Consider the following 17,045-nt stretch of genomic DNA (forward strand, 5'->3'; position numbering starts at 1 on the left):
TTCCAATTCCATGGTTGCTTGAAATATGTCGTGATGCAGGCCCGGTGTTAAACTTTTGCTTGAACTCGCCGCGTATTCATTCGGTTGCGTAAAATTTATAAATCAACTGCTTGTCTTCCCCGGCGAACGCGTGTAACTTACTCACATCAAAACACTTTAACCCACTGGTCATGGCAAAAACACCCGCTAAAACTCCGGCAAAGACGCCCGTAAAGAAAGCTTCCACTCCTGCCAAACCGAAGGCCGCGGCATCCAAAGCCAGCGTCTCCATCGACAAAGTTTGTGAGGAAGCACTGAGCAAGCTGAAAGCACTCGGCATCGACACGCAGCTTCAGGCCGATCTCGAATGGTGCCTGGGAAGTTACAAAGCCGATAAAAATCCTACGGGTCTCTACGAAATGGCCGACCGCGCCCTGGTCATCTTCAACACCGAGAAAGCCAAGAAGACCAAAGGCGTTACCGCCAAACTCACCGGCGATCTCGAAAAAGCATTGAAGAGCCGGTAAGCCGTCACCTTGTTGGCGTTCGTCACCAACAACCTCACGCGATCACCCCTCCTTTTGTTGGCATTCGCCAACAACCTGTATCACTCGCCCCAATCTCAAAAGCATACCCAGTCATTCAAAAGAATGCAGCATCACCTTTGTTGGTGTCCCACCAACAAAGTCTCCATCCTTACCCTCCCCTATTTGAGTTCTCTACACCAGAAAGATTACCACCCAACGGCAATCATCTCACCCTAAATCATATGTGTAACATTCGAAAGTTGGCCCTGATACCGGTCCACCTCCACACCAAACCGTTTTAAAAAGTCTACACCCTCATCCGAGGGTATCCCTTTATATTCGGCATACGACCGCAGGTAGATCACGCGCCGGATGCCCATCGAAAAAATAATGCGGGAGCAAGCCAGGCATGGCGACAATGTAATATAGAGCGTAGCCCCCTCCACCGAAGTTTTATTTTTTACGGCATAAAGAATGGCATTTTGTTCCGCGTGTATGGCCAGCGAGCAACCGCCCTTCGAATCACGGGGGCAGCCGGTCTCAGGCCATTGTTCGTCGCAGTTGTGGGTGCCGGAGGGCGGGCCGTTATAGCCGATGGAGATGATGCGCGTATCTTTGGTGAGCACGGCCCCTACGTGCCGCTTGATGCAGTGGGAACGCTTGGCCAGGTTCACGGCCAACTCCATATATATATCGTCGAATGCGGGGCGTGTCATAGGTGAAATAAGTTTTTACAAAATCAGAATTCAGCACGGTTTATGCAAAGGAACACAAGGTTGTAGTCTAAATTACTATCTTTAAAACGCTATGTGGGGTAAACGACTTCTAATTTCCGCCATGTTCCTATCCCTTCTGGCCCTGGTTACCGCCCGGGCGCAGGAAGCCGCCAAGCCTCGGCCCAGTCCCATGGCCGTGACCACGGTGAAATATAAGGACGCCTACATCAAGATCACTTATTCGCAGCCCCTGAAACGCGGACGCGAGATCTTTGGAAGCCTCGTGCCCTATGGTCAGGTCTGGCGCCTCGGCGCCAACGAGGCAACGGAGATCACCACCACAAAAAATATTTCACTCAACGGCTTCCTGCTTAAAGCCGGCACCTATTCCATGTTCGCTATCCCTCAAAAAGATAAGTGGACCATCATCATCAACAGCGAATTGGGTTTGTGGGGCGCTTATAATTATAATTACCGGCTCGATGTGCTCCGTTTCGATATCCCCGTTCAAACCACGACCGACGCTGTTTACGAACCATTCACCCTGCAATTTGACCAGCGAAACGACGTCGCCGACCTTTTGATACTCTGGGATAGGATTAAACTTTCCATTCCTGTTAAGTTTATAAATTGATGAACATACGCGTAGTTACTGCCCTTCTATTATTCGTCGTCGCTGCCCCCTGTTTTGGTCAGGATACGTTGGAGCTCGACAAGCGAAACGGATTCAAAGACATCCATTTGAATGCCCCCATCGATTCGGTGACGGGCTATAAACTCATCAAAGAGTTTAAAGAGAAAGATGAATTCCCAGCCAAGCTCTATGAAGTGGTCAATCCCTTGTACGAGAAGATCGGCGAAGTGAATGTAGAGAAAGTCGAGTTAAAGACCTATAAAGATATGGTCTATGAGATCCGCATACTCGCCGACAAAGATCCCCGGCTCATGAAGGCTTTGGAGTCACTCTATGGCAAGGCAGACTATGATATAAAAAATGAAACGTACTTCTGGAAATCCGATAAGCTCATCCTCAAATTTCACGCCGCCGGCAAACACAAGCTGGAGATGCTCTACATCTCCTATGGCCTCCACAAGATGATGAAAGCTGACAAGGACAAAAAGGTAGACGACATTGCAAATGATTTTTAACTCTATAAAAACTATGACCAGGATCCATAAACCCGTATTGTTCATCGCCGCTCTGACCTTGGGGGTTGGGGCCGCTTTTGCCCAACCCAATCCGAAGGCCACACCCGAGTCATCCGAAGTATGGGAACCTCAACCCAAGATCGTTACACCCGGCGACAAGCCCAGCGACGCTCCCTCGGATGCCATCGTGCTGTTCGACGGAAAGAATCTCGACAACTGGGTGAGCATCGACGGTGGCGCGGCCAAGTGGCCTGTCAAGGACGGTGCTTTCACGGTGCTGCCCGGCGGCAAAGACATCAAAACAAAAAAAGAATTCGGCGACTTTCAATTGCATGTGGAATGGCATTCCCCCGCCGAAGTGAAGCCCGAGCAAACCAGCCAAGGCCGCGGCAACAGCGGTATCTTCTTGCAAGAGCGCTATGAAGTGCAGGTGCTCGACAACTACAACAACAAGACCTATGCAAACGGCCAGGCCAGTGCTATTTATAAGCAGCATATTCCCATGGCCAACGCCTGCAAAAAACCGGGTGAGTGGCAATACTACGACATCTATTTCACGGCGCCTCGTTTCGACAAGGACGGCCGCGTATTGCTTCCGGCCTATGTTACCGTAGTGCACAACGGCGTGCTGTCCCTCAATCACGTGGCCATCTGGGGACCGACGGAATACATCGGCTGGCCTGTATACAAGCCTTATGAAACCGGCTCGATCCGTCTGCAAGATCACGGCAACCCGGTGGCGTACCGGAACATCTGGATCCGCGAACTATAATCTCTTTGACCTGGGCTGGCCGGGCGCACGGCAACATTCGGCCAGCCCCGGTTGTTATCTCGTGTAAAGTTTTAACTTTACATAGACCGACATTTTTCTGCCATGAAAAAACTCCTCATTCTCTCGCTGGCATCCCTCGCCCTCTTTCAATGCAAATCCTCTAAAACTTCTACCGCCACTACGCTTGAAAACACGCGCTGGAAACTGGCGGAGATGAACGGCATACCCGTCATTACGCCCGACAATGGCAAGGAAGTTTACTTCCTGTTGAGCGACAAAAAAGTGCAAGGCTTTGCCGGATGCAATACCATCACGGGGAGTTATACACTTACCGGGGAAAAGATCACCTTCACCACCGCCTCCACGCGCATGATGTGTGGGAAAGAGCAAATGGATATCGAAGAATTTTATACCTACGCCCTCACGCACGCCGCCACCTACAAGATCGATGGTAATAAACTGGAGTTGTATGAGGGAGAGACTTCGTTAGCGGAGTTTCAGGCGGTGAAATAAATTCATATTGAACCACAGAGACGCAAAGAGCGTAAAGTTATCGCAGAGAATTCTTTGCGATAACTTTACGCTCTTTGCACGTCCTCTCTGCTTCGCCGAAACTTTAAGCGAAGCGAGGCGGGTTAACCTTTATACGATATCCGATAGATCACATTCGCCTGATCATCCGAAACTAACATCGATCCATCCGGCAATAAAAGAACATCCACAGGCCGCCCCCAAACTTTCTGCGATGCGTCATCCATCCAGCCGCTGGCAAACACTTCGTGACCGGTAACTTTATTACCATTCAACTTCACCAGACTCAGATTGTATCCACTTTTCTTGCTCCGGTTCCAGGAGCCATGTTCAGCAACGATCAACTGATTCTTATACGACGCCGGAAACATGCTGCCGGTATAGAACTTCAATCCCAGCGGCGCCACGTGTGGTCCGAGCTTATCGGCGGGTGCCGTGAACTCCGAGCATGGTCGCTTATCGCCAAACTCAGGATCCTTTATGCCGCCTTCATGACAATACGGATATCCGAAATGCATGCCAGGCTTTGCCGCCAGGTTGAGCTCGCACGAGGGCACATCATCGCCCAGCATATCGCGGCCGTTGTCGGTGAACCACAGTTCCTTCGTGACGGGGTGCCAGGTGAACCCCACGCTATTGCGTACACCCTGTGCAAAGATCTCGCGGCCCGACCCATCCTTATTCAGACGTGTGATGCTGGCATAGATCTCATCCTTCGATTCACAGATGTTGCAAGGTGCCCCTACGGGTACATACAGCTTGCCATCGGGACCAAAGGCAATGTATTTCCAACCATGATGGGTTTCTTTCGGATAGTCGTCCTTGATCACGACCGGTTTGGGTGGATTGTCCAGCTTAGATTCGATGGCCGGGAGCTTGGTGATGCGGCTCACCTCAGCCACATACAAGTCGCCGTCGCGGAAGGCCACGCCGTTGGGCATGTTCAGGCCACTGGCCAGTACCCATTTCTTGTCGGCCTTGAAGTCGCCGTCGGTGTCTTTGAGGGCATACACCTTGTCTTTATTTCTATTGCCCACGTAGATCACGCCCGAGGGGCTTATCGCCAGCGAACGGGCGTCTTCCACTTCGGCGTACACCTCGATCTTGAAGCCGGCAGGGAGCTTTATTTTGTCCAGGGGCAAGGTGGCCGCGTAATCGGTCAGGGCCGGCGCGCTGGCGTCGGCCTTGGATTCGGGTGGTCTCACTTCCGTGGAGTTGCCACAGGCCAGCATAACGACCAGCGCGGCGGCGGGAATAGTCTTTAGGGTTATCATAAGTGGTTTTTTCCAGTGAAAGTTGAAATTTAGAGGTTTCCGGTCTCATAAAACAGCCTCTTTTATGAATGGTTTAGGCTGGACGGATGTTGTAAGTTTTTAAAAATCGAAGGAGCCCAAATCCTGGCAATCCTTCCTTATTTTTGCGCCATGATCTCAGTTTCCAACATTTCCTATTTTATCGGCGGCCGTGCCCTGTATGAGAACGCCAGCATGTTCATCAAACCCAAGGACAAGATCGGGCTCATCGGACTCAATGGCCGGGGGAAATCCACGTTGCTGAAGATCATCAATGGCGAACTCAAGCTGGACGCCGGCTCGGTGAGCAAAAGCGGCGACTGCACCATCGGGTTCCTCAACCAAGACCTGCTCTCCTACCAAACCGAAGACTCTATCCTCACGGTGGCCATGGGCGCCTTCAAAGAAGTGGTGGACATCGAACGGGAAATGGAGCACGTCATCAAAACCTTGGAAACCGAATATTCCGACGCCTTGGTGGAAAAACTCTCCAAGCTCCAGGAAAAATACGATCACCTCGACGGCTACACCATCCAATCCAAAGCAGAAGAAGTGCTGGAAGGGATCGGCTTTGCCACCGCCGACCTCCACCGCCCCCTGAAACAATTTTCCGGCGGCTGGCGCATGCGCGTCATGCTCTCCAAACTGCTCCTCGAAAAGCCATCGCTGCTCATGCTCGATGAGCCCACCAACCACTTGGACCTTCCCTCCATCGAATGGGTGGAAAACTATCTGCGGAGCTATGAAGGCGCCGTCATGATCGTCTCGCACGACAGAACCTTCATCGACAACGTGGTGAGCAAGATCGTGGATGTCACACAACAACAGCTCATCACCTACGAAGGCAACTACAGCTTCTACCTGGAAGAAAAAGAACTTCGTCAAGAGATCCAGCAAGGCGCTTATGAGAATCAGCAACAAAAAATAAAACAAACCGAGCGCTTCATCGAGCGCTTCCGCTCAAAAGCCACCAAGGCACGCCAGGTGCAGTCGCGCGTAAAAGCGCTGGAACGGATGGACCTGGTCGAGGAAGTGGTTGACGACACCGCCGCCGTAAACTTTAAGTTCAAATTCAACCAGCAGCCCGGCCGTTTCATCGTGACGCTAAAAGATGTGTCCAAAGCATACGGCCCGCTGGAAATATTGAAACATACCTCCATCTCCATTGAACGGGGTGACAAGATCGCGTTGATCGGCGCCAACGGAAAAGGAAAGTCCACCCTGCTGCGCATCCTCTCCAATACCGAGCCCGTGGACGGCGAACGCATCATGGGCTTCAACGTTATCCAGGCATTTTTTGCCCAGCACCAACTGGAGTCACTTCACCTGGAGAACGAGATCCTGGAAGAGTTAAAACAGGCGGGATCCGGCAAGTCCGAACAAGAGCTGCGCGGCGTGTTGGGATGTTTTCTTTTTTCGGATGAAGATGTGTTTAAGAAGATCAAAGTCCTTTCGGGAGGTGAGAAATCACGGGTTGCACTTGCCAAAACGCTTATTTCCGAAGCCAACTTCCTGTTATTGGACGAACCCACCAACCACTTGGATTTCATCTCCGAGAACATCCTGATCCAGGCGCTGCAACAATACCTGGGCAGCTTTGTGGTCGTGTCGCACAACCGCCACTTTGTTTCGCAGATCGCCAACAAGATCTGGTATATCGAAGACAAACAGATCAAAGAATACCCCGGCACTTACGACGAATATGAATACTGGCGCAAAAAGAACGAAGCCAGCGGCTTGAAAAAGGTCGAGCCCCCCAAAGCGCAAAAGAAAGCCGAGGAGCCCAAGCCCAAACAAACCCACACGCCTTCTGTCGACGCCAAGCTGAAAATGCTGGAGAAGGACTTGAGGAAAGCCGAAGACCTTGTCACCCAACTCGAAGGCCGCAAGGCCTCCATCGAGCAAGCCCTGGCCACTCCCGAGGTATTCAGCAATGTGGAAAAGCTAAAGAGCACACAGGCCGACTTCAAAAAAGTGCAGGAAGATCTGGCCCAAGCCAACAAAAAATGGGAAGCCCTGGCCGAAGAGATCGATCAGCTCAACGCACAGTAGGGCAATCTGATTTGGACACCCCTTCCCTCTTTTGCACCACGACCGACGCCAGCGTGGCGACAACCAGAAGAACAGCGCTAAGGAAAAACGAAATCGTGAGGTGAATCTCGAACCCTTCGGCTAAACATTAATGCCAGCCAAAGCCCATCTGCAGGACAAGCCGTTGCATGTCCTCCCGGATCGTATACTTTGGAGGTTCATATGAACTGGCAAAGTCGTCGTATGGAAGGTAATTATAGCCGTAGGTATATGTATTTCGTTGAAATTTATAGCCCATAGCGATGTAGATCCGGAATCTGTCGGCCTTGATCCGGTAGCCCAGCATGGGATTGAACATCTTCCCACCACCATTGTCGAGATTCATCATACCTTCGCGATCACCGGTGTAAATGGCGCGGCCATAGCCCCCGTTCATTTGAATAAAAAAGGCATCATTTTTTACACGGGCAAAATCAAATGACGCACTGGCAAACAGCGGAAAGACTTTCCAATCGCCATACGCATCCAAGCCGGTTCCTAACCCCACCGCCAGACGTCCCACGCGAACACCATGGATTGTGGCCAGAGAGAAGGACGTTTGTTTGTGATCTCCCTGAAGACCTCCCAAAAGGAAATTATTCCAGTACCGGACCTTTCTGCCGGCATGACCAACACTGTCGGTCTGCGCAACGGCCTGGTACGTCAGGAGCGAAAACAGAAGAAAGAAAAGACGAGATCTAGTCGACATGGGGAACTACTTCGATATGACTGAGCAACGTGATCTTGGAAGTATTGGAATAGTCATATTGATAGATGCCGTCCGTGCCGATCATCATCAGCACATCTTCGAACGGAATAACATCGGTGGCGTTGATATTTTTGTAGTGGGCCAGCATGTGCTGATCGATGGCGTTCACGTCGGACGCATCGAAGGCCTTGAGGCCGTCATCACCATCGCATATGAACAACGTGGTGTTGTCGATGCCCAGGCCATGAGGATTCGTAAAGGGATAGATCTTCACCACCTGGGGTGAGGCCAGGTTCTTAATATCGATCACTTCCAGTTGATTGGAGAACCCTTGGCAGGTCGTTCCCGAGCGGAGGGTAACGTAGGCATACTGCCCGTCTACCACTACGGGGTCGCAACTCCGGATGTGCTCGTAGGTGCTCACCTTCGCCGGGGCTTCGGGTGTGGAGATGTCATAGATGTACATGCCCGCCGTGGACCCCACGAAAATATTCTTGTCGTATGGAAAAATGGTTTCGATTCCCCAGGCCACGTTCAACCGCGCCTTGGCCACGGGACTGTTTTCCGTGGTCACATCGATCACCTGCATGTCGGCGCCGTCCAACATATAGAGATGGCCGGCGTTGATGGCAAACCGATTCAAGGACCCGCCCACTCCAGGGCCAGAGCCGGTCCCCGGAGTGATAGCGGACCTTGCACTAAAGTTCGATGCGGCATCACTCGCCAAGGCGATGCCACCACCATAATATACTCCCCCCCAGGGCTGCAAAACCGTCTCACAGTCTGGTTCGGATAAGGTCACCATTTTCTTTTTCTCCCAATTGGTCACTACGCCGTTCGCATTGACAATAAACCCCAGGGAATTCACATTGGTGAAGACATTCTGCAGCCGGGCGGTTTCGTGGATGTTGTTCAGGTCGCGGATGTCGAAAGCCACCAGGTCCACATAACTATCGGTATAGAGTGTATTGCCTTTCACGGCCAGTTCGAAGCTGCCGGGCACACTCAAAAATTTCTGCGATACGGGGTGGGCCGGGTCGGCGTTATTGATGACGTGAATGCCGTTGCCGGGTTCATTCACAAACAGGGTCTCTCCTTTGTAATAGATCTTACCCACGCTTTCCAGCGGCTTAGGGTCCTCCACGCGGACACTCGAGCGCAGTTCGTCCAGGGTGGTGTAGACCGGTTCGTAATAGGCATACTCGCTGGTCAGTTGACATTTGTCGGAGCAGCCTTCCAGCAGAACACTGATCCCTAAGAGTACCGTCAAAAAAAGCAAGGCATACAGAGATACATGTATCCGTCGCTGCAGTCTGTTCTCTAGTGTATCCATATAACGGTGGGTTTTTGGGTTTACGTGTTAGACACAACCATCCGTTAAAAGGTTGGACAGGCTAGCGAAAAATGTAGCGGAACCGGAGGCCCACATCAAAGGTGAGCGGCGTGGACTGAATACCGATGTCGGACTTGTAGACGGAATTGATAGGATAGCGCAATCCCGGGTTCAAAGCAAGCCTGTAACGTTGTCCGAATTTGTAACTCAATTCTGTTCCCATTAGTCCGCTAAAATTCACCGACCGATACGGTGAATCGTCCCCTCTTCCCTGGGTTGTCTTATCTAAACTGCCACCCTCGGGAGTTATTGTATTCTGGAGGAACAAATCCGTCGACAATCCCGCGTTCAGTTGGAGTCCGAATTTCTTGTTGATCACCAGATAGCCTGCCTGCACCGGCACGCTCACAAATTGAACATTGTTGTTTACCGTATACGGGAAGGTGCCGGCCACCTTACTTCTGGAACTTGCATCCGCAGACTGCGACTGCTGGGTGATATCTCCATACGACGCATTGATGGACTCCGCCTTGAGTGACTGGAAATTGTCCTGCACCACCACGCTGTTAGCAGTATAGTTAGAGGACTGCGTGAGGTAGTTCACCCCCCCTTGAATCAGCCACCGTTTCGAAAGTTTTGCTCCCATACTCACGCCAACCGAGTACGCGACGCCCGACGCTTTGGCCTGCTTATCGGCGACGTTACTGCCATTGGAGGCTGGGCTATTGAACGCAGCTAAGCTTGCAGAAGTGCTAGGTGAAACACTGCTATTCATCGAGTTAAACCCACCTGCCGCAAACCCAACGGACGTCCACAACCTTTCCGACTGCTGCTGCTTTTCCTTCTTATCCTCGGCCGCGTAGGCTTCTTCTTTCAATTTCAATTCCCGCAGCATCTTCTCACCCGGATCGAGTTGATTACCAGGGAGCTTTAAACCCGGAGTCTTCATCTTATAGAAGGAAGGCAATTCCCGGTCGGTAAACACAAACGGCCTGTAGCTATTCCATTCCGTCTCCGATGAGGCTAAAGCCTGGTTCTGAGTGGCGAAAACGTCTTGTTTGGCTACTTTTTGGTTATTCGATTCTTCATTTATTACATCCTTATAATCAGATGATTGAATAGTTGTAGATAAAGCCAAAGATGAAGATTTTTCAAGTGAAACCGCATTTTCTTCTGCCATTCTGGAGGCATTCGACTTCGAATCAAGCACCCCATTTTTCGGATTTGTCACACCCCGATTCGCTTTTTGAGACGCTTCTGCCGTCGCCAAAGCGGGCTGGCCAGCTTGAACCGATTCGGATGTCAATTGATCTTTATCATTGATTGTCTGTGACTTAACCGAAGCCTGGAGCGTCCCAGTTTCCTTTTTTACGGGAGCACTCTTCTTGGCTTGAGCGATCAGGATATCCCCATCACGCGATGTCTCCGGTCTGAATGAAGCATCGTCGCCCTCCTCCGAGCCGTTCACCGTTTCATTACTATTTTTTAATATATCTTTTTGATTATCAGATATTTCAACCGATTCACTTGTAGTTTTATCAGAAGACAAAGTTTCTTCTCCACCAGACGTGCCTTCCGTGCTGTTGATGGCCAAGGTATTGCCCCCTACTCCAGCGTCATTCTTCGTTACGGCATAATAGCCGACACCTGCCACACACATAGCGAAAGCAACCGAGGCGGCTGCCACCAGTTTATAGAAGACGATCCTGCGGCGCATCTTTTCGCCCTCAGCGCGTTCCAGGTCCAGCTCGATGTTTGTCCATACCGTTTCGGTCGGACTCGCCTCGGCGCCCGAAAATGCGTCCTTTACCGCATCCTCAAATTTTCGCCTCTCCATATCGTTCATAGTACGTTGATTCCTTTAATAACTTGGCCTGCAACAGGCTCTTGGCTCGCGCAAACTGCGACTTCGATGTCCCCTCCGATATCCCCAATGACTCTGCTATTTCTTTATGGCTGTAGCCCTCGATGGCAAATAGGTTGAACACGATCTGGCATCCCTGTGGCAGGGCTTGGATCATCTCCAGCAACTGGGTGAAGTGGATCCCGGAAATGCTCATCTCTTCTTCGGGAAGATTGATCTCTGCCACGTCTACCATGGGATAGAGGTATAGTTTTTTGCGCTGAACATTAAGGGCTGTGTTCACCATAATGCGCGTGATCCAGGTCTCCAACTTTGCTTCCTGGCGGAAGTCCTTTATGCCCTGAAATACTTTTACAAACCCCTCTTGCAGAATGTCTTCCGCTTCGGCAGTTGTTTTCGAATAACGGAGGCATACGACCAGCATTTTTCGGCAATAGCGGTCATACAAAGCCTTTTGGAAAGCCCTGCTGCCTTTGCGACATCCCTCAATGAGTTCCTGTTCGCTGAGCATGTAACTCTATCGTTCCGCCATTTTACACATTAGACACCAGCATTAACGGAAAAGTTGGAAATGGTTATCTTTAACGCCAATGAAGTATAGCTACCTTTTCCTGTTGTGTGTCAGCCTGTCGGCCTGCACACCCATCGCTCAAAGTTCGTCGAATTCCGACGGTAATGCTAAAATACTGAGGCTGTTGGACTTTGCCTACGAACCCCAGATCAAAACCATCCAATTGGGCCCCGACGGCGCACCCAACGCACCTGCCGTAACGGCGCTCGGGCAATGGAACCTGTTGCTTCAATTCGACGACCTGCGCCCGGAGCGCGACACCTACTACGTAAAGTTGGTCCACTGCAACCACGACTGGACCAAATCCGATCTGCAGGACCTGGATTTTATGACTACCTACAATGAATTTCCCATCAACAACTCCGAATTCTCGGTCGATACCCACATACCTTTCGTGCACTATTGGGTGGGCCTGCCGGGGGTGAAGATCCCCGGCAACTATGTGGCGGTCGTCTACCGCGGGAGTGATAAGGCGGACATCGTGCTGAGCAAACGCTTCCTGGTGTTTGATTCGCAGGTGAGCTTCACCAGCAACGGCAACCTGCTGGGCCCGGGCGCAGTGGCCAACCTGAACCAGCAGCTCAACTTCAGTGTCAACTATCAGAACCTGGACATCAACAACCCGCTGATCGACGTGCACGTGAGCGTTCGGCAGAACCAGCGGTGGGACAACATGGCCAGCGACATCAAGCCGAGCTTCGTCCATGAAATTGAAAAGGAATTGGAGTACCGCTTCTTCGACGAGTCCAAGATGTTCAGGGGTGGCAACGAGTTCCGGTTTTTCGACCTGCGCTCGCTCAACTACCCGGGCCGGAACATCGCCTTTGTTGACAAGAAACAAAAACCCTTCGACGCCTTCGTTGCCAAAGACAAAAGCCGCAACGGCGAAGCCTATTCGCAATACAACGATCTCGACGGTGCCTTCAACATCGACAACCTGGACTACAACAAGGAGCTGGCCTTTTCCAACTATGTGAATGTGAATTTCTCGTTGTCCAGCCCGCCCGTAGCCGGCGACGTATATGTGACTGGCGCCTTTAACTACTGGAATCTAAACCAGATCAACAAGATGCAATACGACTCAGCCAAGAGCCAATATTCAGCCCGCATTTTGTTAAAGCAAGGCTGGTATGACTATCAATACCTCGTAAAATCAACCACCCTGCCCCCCTATTACTTTGAGGGCAGTCATTTTGAAACGGAGAACTATTACGAGATCCTGGTGTATTACAGACCCTTCCAGCCCCGTGCGGACCTGTTGATCGGTTATATACGGTTGGATAAGAACCCGCGCTAGGCGTAGTTCATGTCGTGCTGGGGCGCACGGTGAATGGAGTCGTTGTTGGCCACGTCCAGCATGCCAAAGCCTTTGTGCGTGAAGTAGCCCAATCCATTTTCATAGATGAACTGTTGCACTTCCTTGGCGGCGTATAGCGTGAACGGGAACGTGTAGCCACGCACTTCGAACTTGACGTCGTTGTCGTATAACGGATAAATACGCGCAAATTTCTTGTGTGAGGCCTGGATACGTTGGATGTAATCGTGGTCGGCCACGATCTGGAATTTATAGAACGAGGCCAGTTGCTCGGCGGTGTACTTGCCAGTGGCTTCCATCCGCGAAAGCGTGGCATCGTAAAGCAGATCGGAAAACTCGTCGCTTTCGGGCGACACGAATTTCTTGCCGCTTTCGTCGTTGAAGGTGGCCGGGATCACAACGATGGGCGAAATGCAGAGGAAACGCGATTCGTCCGTGATCGTTACGGGTTCCTCCTCCTCTACCGATTCGGGCACCAGGTGCATGTTGCCGACAATCACTTCCTTTTGTTCGAAAAGACGCGCAAGGAAATAGTCCATAAACGCCTTGTCGGAACAGGCGAACACGAGCGTGACCTTGGCGGAGAAATAGTGAAGACCTTTGCGGCTTACTTTGGTCTGACCTTTCAGTCCGGAGAAATTATACTGGTTGAATTCCACATAACTTTTCTCGGGCCCGAAGATGAGCAGCCCTTTGATCACTTGCGCCAGCAAGTATTGATGGTGAAATGGAACGTAAGCACCCCTGTTTTTCAGCGAAAAAATAATTCTGGTTCTCAAACCCAAAAAAGTTAAATGGGGTTAAAAAATTACCGTAGCAAAAAGCCTGCTTAATACTGAATATGAGCAGTTTATAAAACTAAGAAAAAAACAGAAAGGTTCTAATGAATTTTACGGGAAAACTTTACACGTTGAAGCGGAAGTGCATTATGTCGCCATCTTCCACTACATACTCCTTGCCTTCAACGGACATTTTACCGGCCTCTTTGCAGGCCTGTTCGGTCTTATATTTCTGATAATCAGCCAATTTAATGACCTCCGCCCGGATAAAACCCTTTTCAAAGTCGGTGTGGATCACTCCCGCAGCTTGGGGAGCCTTCCAGCCCTTTTGAATGGTCCAGGCCCGCACTTCTTTTTCGCCGGCGGTGAAATAAGTGATAAGATCCAATAAATGGTACGAGGCCCGGATGAGCTTATTGAGGCCAGATTCCGTCAAACCGTACTCCTGGAGGAACACCTCACGGTCTTCCTGGCTCTCCAACTCGGCGATCTGCGCTTCAATAGCGGCACTGATCACCACCACCTCGGCATTTTCGTGTTGAACGTGGGCTTTGAGTGCGTCAACATGTTTGTTGCCCGTGTGGATAGAATCTTCTTCAACGTTGGCCACATAAATGACTGGCTTAGCGGTGAGTAGCTGCAAGTCGGCAACGGCCGCTTTATCTTCTTCGCTCACCTGCACAGCACGGGCGTTCTTGCCAGCCAAAAGGGTCTCTTTGTATTGTTGGAGGACAGCCAGTTCCTTCTTCATTTTCACGTCGCCACTTTTGGCAGCGCGTTCAACGCGGGAGATTTTTTTGTCGATCGATTCAAGGTCTTTCAGCTGCAGTTCGGTGTCGATGATCTCCTTGTCGGAAACGGGATCGACGCGACCATCAACGTGGACGATATTGTCGTTTTCGAAACAACGGATCACGTGCACGATGGCATTCACCTCGCGGATGTTGGCCAGGAACTGGTTGCCCAGCCCCTCTCCTTTGCTGGCGCCTTTCACGAGCCCGGCAATGTCCACAAACTCGATGGTAGTGGGCAGCACGCGTTGCGGGTTCACCAGGCCTTCCAGGATCTTTAGCCGGGGGTCGGGCACGCTGATAATGCCCACGTTGGGCTCGATGGTGCAGAAGGGGAAATTGGCGGCTTCCGCCTTATTGTTGGAAATGGAATTGAACAGGGTCGATTTTCCAACGTTTGGCAATCCTACTATTCCGCACTGAAGTCCCATAAAAAGTCTATTTCGATAAATTTCAGGCCGCAAATATAACTGCCTGGCGCATACCGGGACACCCCGGGCCGGATTAAATCCTGGACGGCCCGCCGGCAAGGGCAAATATGGAGGGAGAATCGGCCGGAAAGGCCTAAAAACAAAGAAGCCCCCGATTGCTCAGGGGCTCCTATGGATTTAGATTAGGTAGGTATGTGTCATTCAGTAGTGTTTTAGTCCCACTTGAGTTCTGTATCCAGACCGGGTGTTTTTGCCGTGGTGGTCTCGGCTTCGGCCTCTTCGCGTTCGTGTACGTGGTCGAACTGGCTGAAATCCACATTGGGCATCAGTTCGTGCTTCACGTGGTTTACGGTGTTGTTCAATGCCTCTACGAATTTATTGAAGTCTTCTTTATACAAGAAAATCTTGTGCTTCTCATACGTAAATCCATCTTCCTTGAAACGCTTCTTACTTTCCGTGATGGTCAGGTAGTAGTCGTTGGAACGGGTGGCCTTAACATCGAAAAAGTAAGTTCTCTTACCGGCTTTTACTTTCGTTGAGTAAATTTCATCCCTGCCGTTTGTCTTATTTTCTTCCACAATCCTTCAGTTTTTAGGGTTAGATTTATGTTTGGTTTAGTCTAAGGTAGTATTTTGAAAAATCATTGCAAACAACCGATTTAATATTTTAAATCGGTTTTGTGCGTTTAACCATGCATTTGACCGTTAACGTACAATAGGGCAGGAATGTAAAAACAGCTTTTTAAAACGATTGTGAAGATAGATCAGCAGGACGTAAAGCAGCACGCAAGCCTGGAATTGCTTGCCCGTCAACTAGTTGAGGGGTTCATTACCGGGCTCCACAAGTCCCCTTACCACGGGTTTTCCGTGGAGTTTGCCGAACACCGGCTCTACAACGAGGGGGAGAGTACCCGCCATCTGGACTGGAAAGTTTATGCCCGGACGGATAAACTTTTTACGAAAAGATATGAGGAGGAGACCAATTTACGGTGTCTGATCGCCATCGACACCTCTTCTTCCATGCTTTATCCGGTGGCCACCAAGGCTAAGATCCGGTTTGCCAAGTACGCCGCGGCGGCCCTGAGCTACCTGCTTCACCGGCAAAGGGATGCCGTGGGATTGTGCCTGTTTTCCGACACCATCAAGACCCTCACGCCCGTGAAGTCGTCGGCCACCCACCTCACCAAGATGCTGGGCCTGCTCAACGACATCGATGAAACCCCCGTAAAGGAACTGCAAAGAAGCAACGTGGCCGGTGTACTACACGAACTGGCGGAAAAGATCCACAAGCGCTCCCTGGTGATGATCTTCAGCGACATGTTCGACAGTGCCGAAGACACCGACGACCTCTTCAAGGCCCTCCAGCACCTGAAGCACAACAAGCACGAAGTGATCGTTTTTCACGTGATGGACAACCAGACGGAGCTGCACTTCAATTTCGAAGATCGTCCCATGGAATTTATCGACCTGGAAAGCGGCGATAAGCTGAAGCTAAACCCAGGCGAGGTAAAACTGAACTATAAAACGGAGGCAACACGTTTTTACAACGCTCTGAAAATGCGGTGCAATCAATACAAGATCGACTTCATCGAAGCCGACGTGCAGAGCGATTACAATACCATTTTGCAGACCTACCTGATCAAGCGGGAAAAAATGCGTTAAACATTCGACAAAATAAAAGGCGCAAGATCGAAGCTGTCACGCTCAGTTCTTGCGCCTTCTTCTATAGCCTTGCCGACTCGACAAGCGCCTTCGAAGATCTTTAAGATCTCACAAATTATTCTTGTTCCACTTCCTGGTGCAGCCAGGCCTTTTTGGCGAGAAGCTCTTCTTTCACTTCCACCATATCGGGATCGGGCACGCAGCAGTCTACCGGGCAAACAGCCGCACATTGAGGTTCTTCGTGAAAGCCCGAACATTCGGTACACTTTCCGGATACGATATAATAAAATTCATCGGAAACCGGGGCTTGTGCAGTTTTTGCATCGATCGCCGTACCGTCTTCCAATTCTACTGTTTCTAACTTTGTGCCCCCGGCCCAGTTCCATTCCCGGCCGCCTTCATAGATAGCTGTGTTGGGGCATTCCGGCTCACATGCACCGCAGTTGATGCATTCGTCCGTAATCATTATTGCCATGCTTTTTCTATTTTTGACCCGTTTATCTTACAAAAGTACACCAAACATTTCTTAAAACGGACACGTCGCCGCAAAAGTTT

The 17,045-nt window shown here is 50.7% G+C and carries 18 protein-coding genes; 8 read left to right on the forward strand and 10 right to left on the reverse strand.

What is annotated here, in order from left to right; translation table 11 throughout:
* Positions 1 to 170: 170 nt before the first annotated feature.
* Positions 171 to 506 carry a hypothetical protein gene (locus D4L85_RS28280; RefSeq protein ID WP_228450655.1) on the forward strand — a complete coding sequence of 112 codons (336 nt, stop codon included), beginning with the start codon at positions 171 to 173 and terminating at the stop codon, positions 504 to 506.
* 233 nt (positions 507 to 739) lie between these two features.
* Here D4L85_RS28280 and D4L85_RS28285 read toward each other — a convergent pair whose 3' ends face one another.
* The gene (locus D4L85_RS28285) at positions 740 to 1,222 is read right to left on the reverse strand and encodes a deoxycytidylate deaminase (RefSeq protein WP_119757458.1); all 483 of its coding nucleotides are present in this window, start codon (positions 1,220 to 1,222) and stop codon (positions 740 to 742) included.
* Positions 1,223 to 1,343: 121 nt separating this feature from the next.
* Between D4L85_RS28285 and D4L85_RS28290 the strand changes: the two genes are divergently transcribed.
* The 4 genes from D4L85_RS28290 to D4L85_RS28305 all read left to right on the forward strand — a co-directional run bounded on the left by D4L85_RS28290 (position 1,344) and on the right by D4L85_RS28305 (position 3,656).
* Complete coding sequence (locus tag D4L85_RS28290; protein ID WP_228450656.1) at positions 1,344 to 1,856, forward strand: DUF2911 domain-containing protein; 513 nt, start codon at positions 1,344 to 1,346, stop codon at positions 1,854 to 1,856.
* The gene (locus tag D4L85_RS28295) at positions 1,856 to 2,371 is read left to right on the forward strand and encodes a hypothetical protein (RefSeq protein WP_160144058.1); all 516 of its coding nucleotides are present in this window, start codon (positions 1,856 to 1,858) and stop codon (positions 2,369 to 2,371) included. The genes D4L85_RS28290 and D4L85_RS28295 overlap by 1 nt, the downstream gene beginning before the upstream one ends.
* A gap of 13 nt (positions 2,372 to 2,384) precedes the next feature.
* Positions 2,385 to 3,143 carry a 3-keto-disaccharide hydrolase gene (locus D4L85_RS28300; RefSeq protein ID WP_119757461.1) on the forward strand — a complete coding sequence of 253 codons (759 nt, stop codon included), beginning with the start codon at positions 2,385 to 2,387 and terminating at the stop codon, positions 3,141 to 3,143.
* 102 nt (positions 3,144 to 3,245) lie between these two features.
* The gene (locus tag D4L85_RS28305; protein ID WP_119757462.1) at positions 3,246 to 3,656 is read left to right on the forward strand and encodes an META domain-containing protein; all 411 of its coding nucleotides are present in this window, start codon (positions 3,246 to 3,248) and stop codon (positions 3,654 to 3,656) included.
* A 122-nt stretch (positions 3,657 to 3,778) separates the two neighbouring features.
* Here D4L85_RS28305 and D4L85_RS28310 read toward each other — a convergent pair whose 3' ends face one another.
* Positions 3,779 to 4,948 (reverse strand): PQQ-dependent sugar dehydrogenase, encoded by a 1,170-nt coding sequence (locus D4L85_RS28310; protein ID WP_228450657.1) that lies wholly within the window; start codon positions 4,946 to 4,948, stop codon positions 3,779 to 3,781.
* A gap of 150 nt (positions 4,949 to 5,098) precedes the next feature.
* On the opposite strand from D4L85_RS28310, the gene D4L85_RS28315 reads away from it, so the two are divergent.
* Positions 5,099 to 7,018: an ABC-F family ATP-binding cassette domain-containing protein gene (locus D4L85_RS28315; protein WP_119757463.1), complete on the forward strand. Its 1,920-nt coding sequence runs from the start codon at positions 5,099 to 5,101 to the stop codon at positions 7,016 to 7,018.
* Between the two features lie 127 nt (positions 7,019 to 7,145).
* Here D4L85_RS28315 and D4L85_RS28320 read toward each other — a convergent pair whose 3' ends face one another.
* The 4 genes from D4L85_RS28320 to D4L85_RS28335 form a co-directional block, all read right to left on the reverse strand.
* Positions 7,146 to 7,745: a hypothetical protein gene (locus D4L85_RS28320; protein WP_119757464.1), complete on the reverse strand. Its 600-nt coding sequence runs from the start codon at positions 7,743 to 7,745 to the stop codon at positions 7,146 to 7,148.
* Positions 7,735 to 9,078: an LVIVD repeat-containing protein gene (locus D4L85_RS28325; protein ID WP_160144059.1), complete on the reverse strand. Its 1,344-nt coding sequence runs from the start codon at positions 9,076 to 9,078 to the stop codon at positions 7,735 to 7,737. The genes D4L85_RS28320 and D4L85_RS28325 overlap by 11 nt, the downstream gene beginning before the upstream one ends.
* Before the next feature lie 61 nt (positions 9,079 to 9,139).
* Positions 9,140 to 10,924 (reverse strand): outer membrane beta-barrel protein, encoded by a 1,785-nt coding sequence (locus tag D4L85_RS28330; RefSeq protein ID WP_119757466.1) that lies wholly within the window; start codon positions 10,922 to 10,924, stop codon positions 9,140 to 9,142.
* Positions 10,896 to 11,453: an RNA polymerase sigma factor gene (locus D4L85_RS28335; RefSeq protein WP_119757467.1), complete on the reverse strand. Its 558-nt coding sequence runs from the start codon at positions 11,451 to 11,453 to the stop codon at positions 10,896 to 10,898. The genes D4L85_RS28330 and D4L85_RS28335 overlap by 29 nt, the downstream gene beginning before the upstream one ends.
* Before the next feature lie 79 nt (positions 11,454 to 11,532).
* Here D4L85_RS28335 and D4L85_RS28340 point away from each other — a divergent pair, with 79 nt between their 5' ends.
* Positions 11,533 to 12,810: a type IX secretion system plug protein gene (locus D4L85_RS28340; protein WP_119757468.1), complete on the forward strand. Its 1,278-nt coding sequence runs from the start codon at positions 11,533 to 11,535 to the stop codon at positions 12,808 to 12,810.
* On the opposite strand, the gene cas6 is transcribed toward D4L85_RS28340, so the two are convergent.
* From cas6 to D4L85_RS28355, 3 genes are all read right to left on the reverse strand, one after another.
* Complete coding sequence (cas6, locus tag D4L85_RS28345) at positions 12,807 to 13,607, reverse strand: CRISPR-associated endoribonuclease Cas6 (protein ID WP_084138091.1); 801 nt, start codon at positions 13,605 to 13,607, stop codon at positions 12,807 to 12,809. The two genes, D4L85_RS28340 and cas6, sit on opposite strands and share 4 nt — an antisense overlap.
* Positions 13,608 to 13,731: 124 nt before the next feature.
* Entirely contained in the window at positions 13,732 to 14,829 is a 1,098-nt protein-coding gene (gene ychF, locus D4L85_RS28350; RefSeq protein ID WP_119757469.1) for a redox-regulated ATPase YchF, read from the reverse strand.
* A gap of 212 nt (positions 14,830 to 15,041) precedes the next feature.
* Positions 15,042 to 15,407, reverse strand: coding sequence for a DUF3276 family protein (locus tag D4L85_RS28355; RefSeq protein WP_119757470.1), 366 nt, complete (start codon positions 15,405 to 15,407; stop codon positions 15,042 to 15,044).
* Between the two features lie 174 nt (positions 15,408 to 15,581).
* Here D4L85_RS28355 and D4L85_RS28360 point away from each other — a divergent pair, with 174 nt between their 5' ends.
* Positions 15,582 to 16,490: a DUF58 domain-containing protein gene (locus D4L85_RS28360; RefSeq protein WP_119757471.1), complete on the forward strand. Its 909-nt coding sequence runs from the start codon at positions 15,582 to 15,584 to the stop codon at positions 16,488 to 16,490.
* A 115-nt stretch (positions 16,491 to 16,605) separates the two neighbouring features.
* On the opposite strand, the gene D4L85_RS28365 is transcribed toward D4L85_RS28360, so the two are convergent.
* Complete coding sequence (locus tag D4L85_RS28365) at positions 16,606 to 16,965, reverse strand: 4Fe-4S binding protein (RefSeq protein WP_119757472.1); 360 nt, start codon at positions 16,963 to 16,965, stop codon at positions 16,606 to 16,608.
* Between the last annotated feature and the right edge of the window lie 80 nt (positions 16,966 to 17,045).

This window comes from Chryseolinea soli, assembly GCF_003589925.1.
In the GTDB taxonomy this organism is placed as follows: Bacteria; Bacteroidota; Bacteroidia; order Cytophagales; family Cyclobacteriaceae; genus Chryseolinea; species Chryseolinea soli.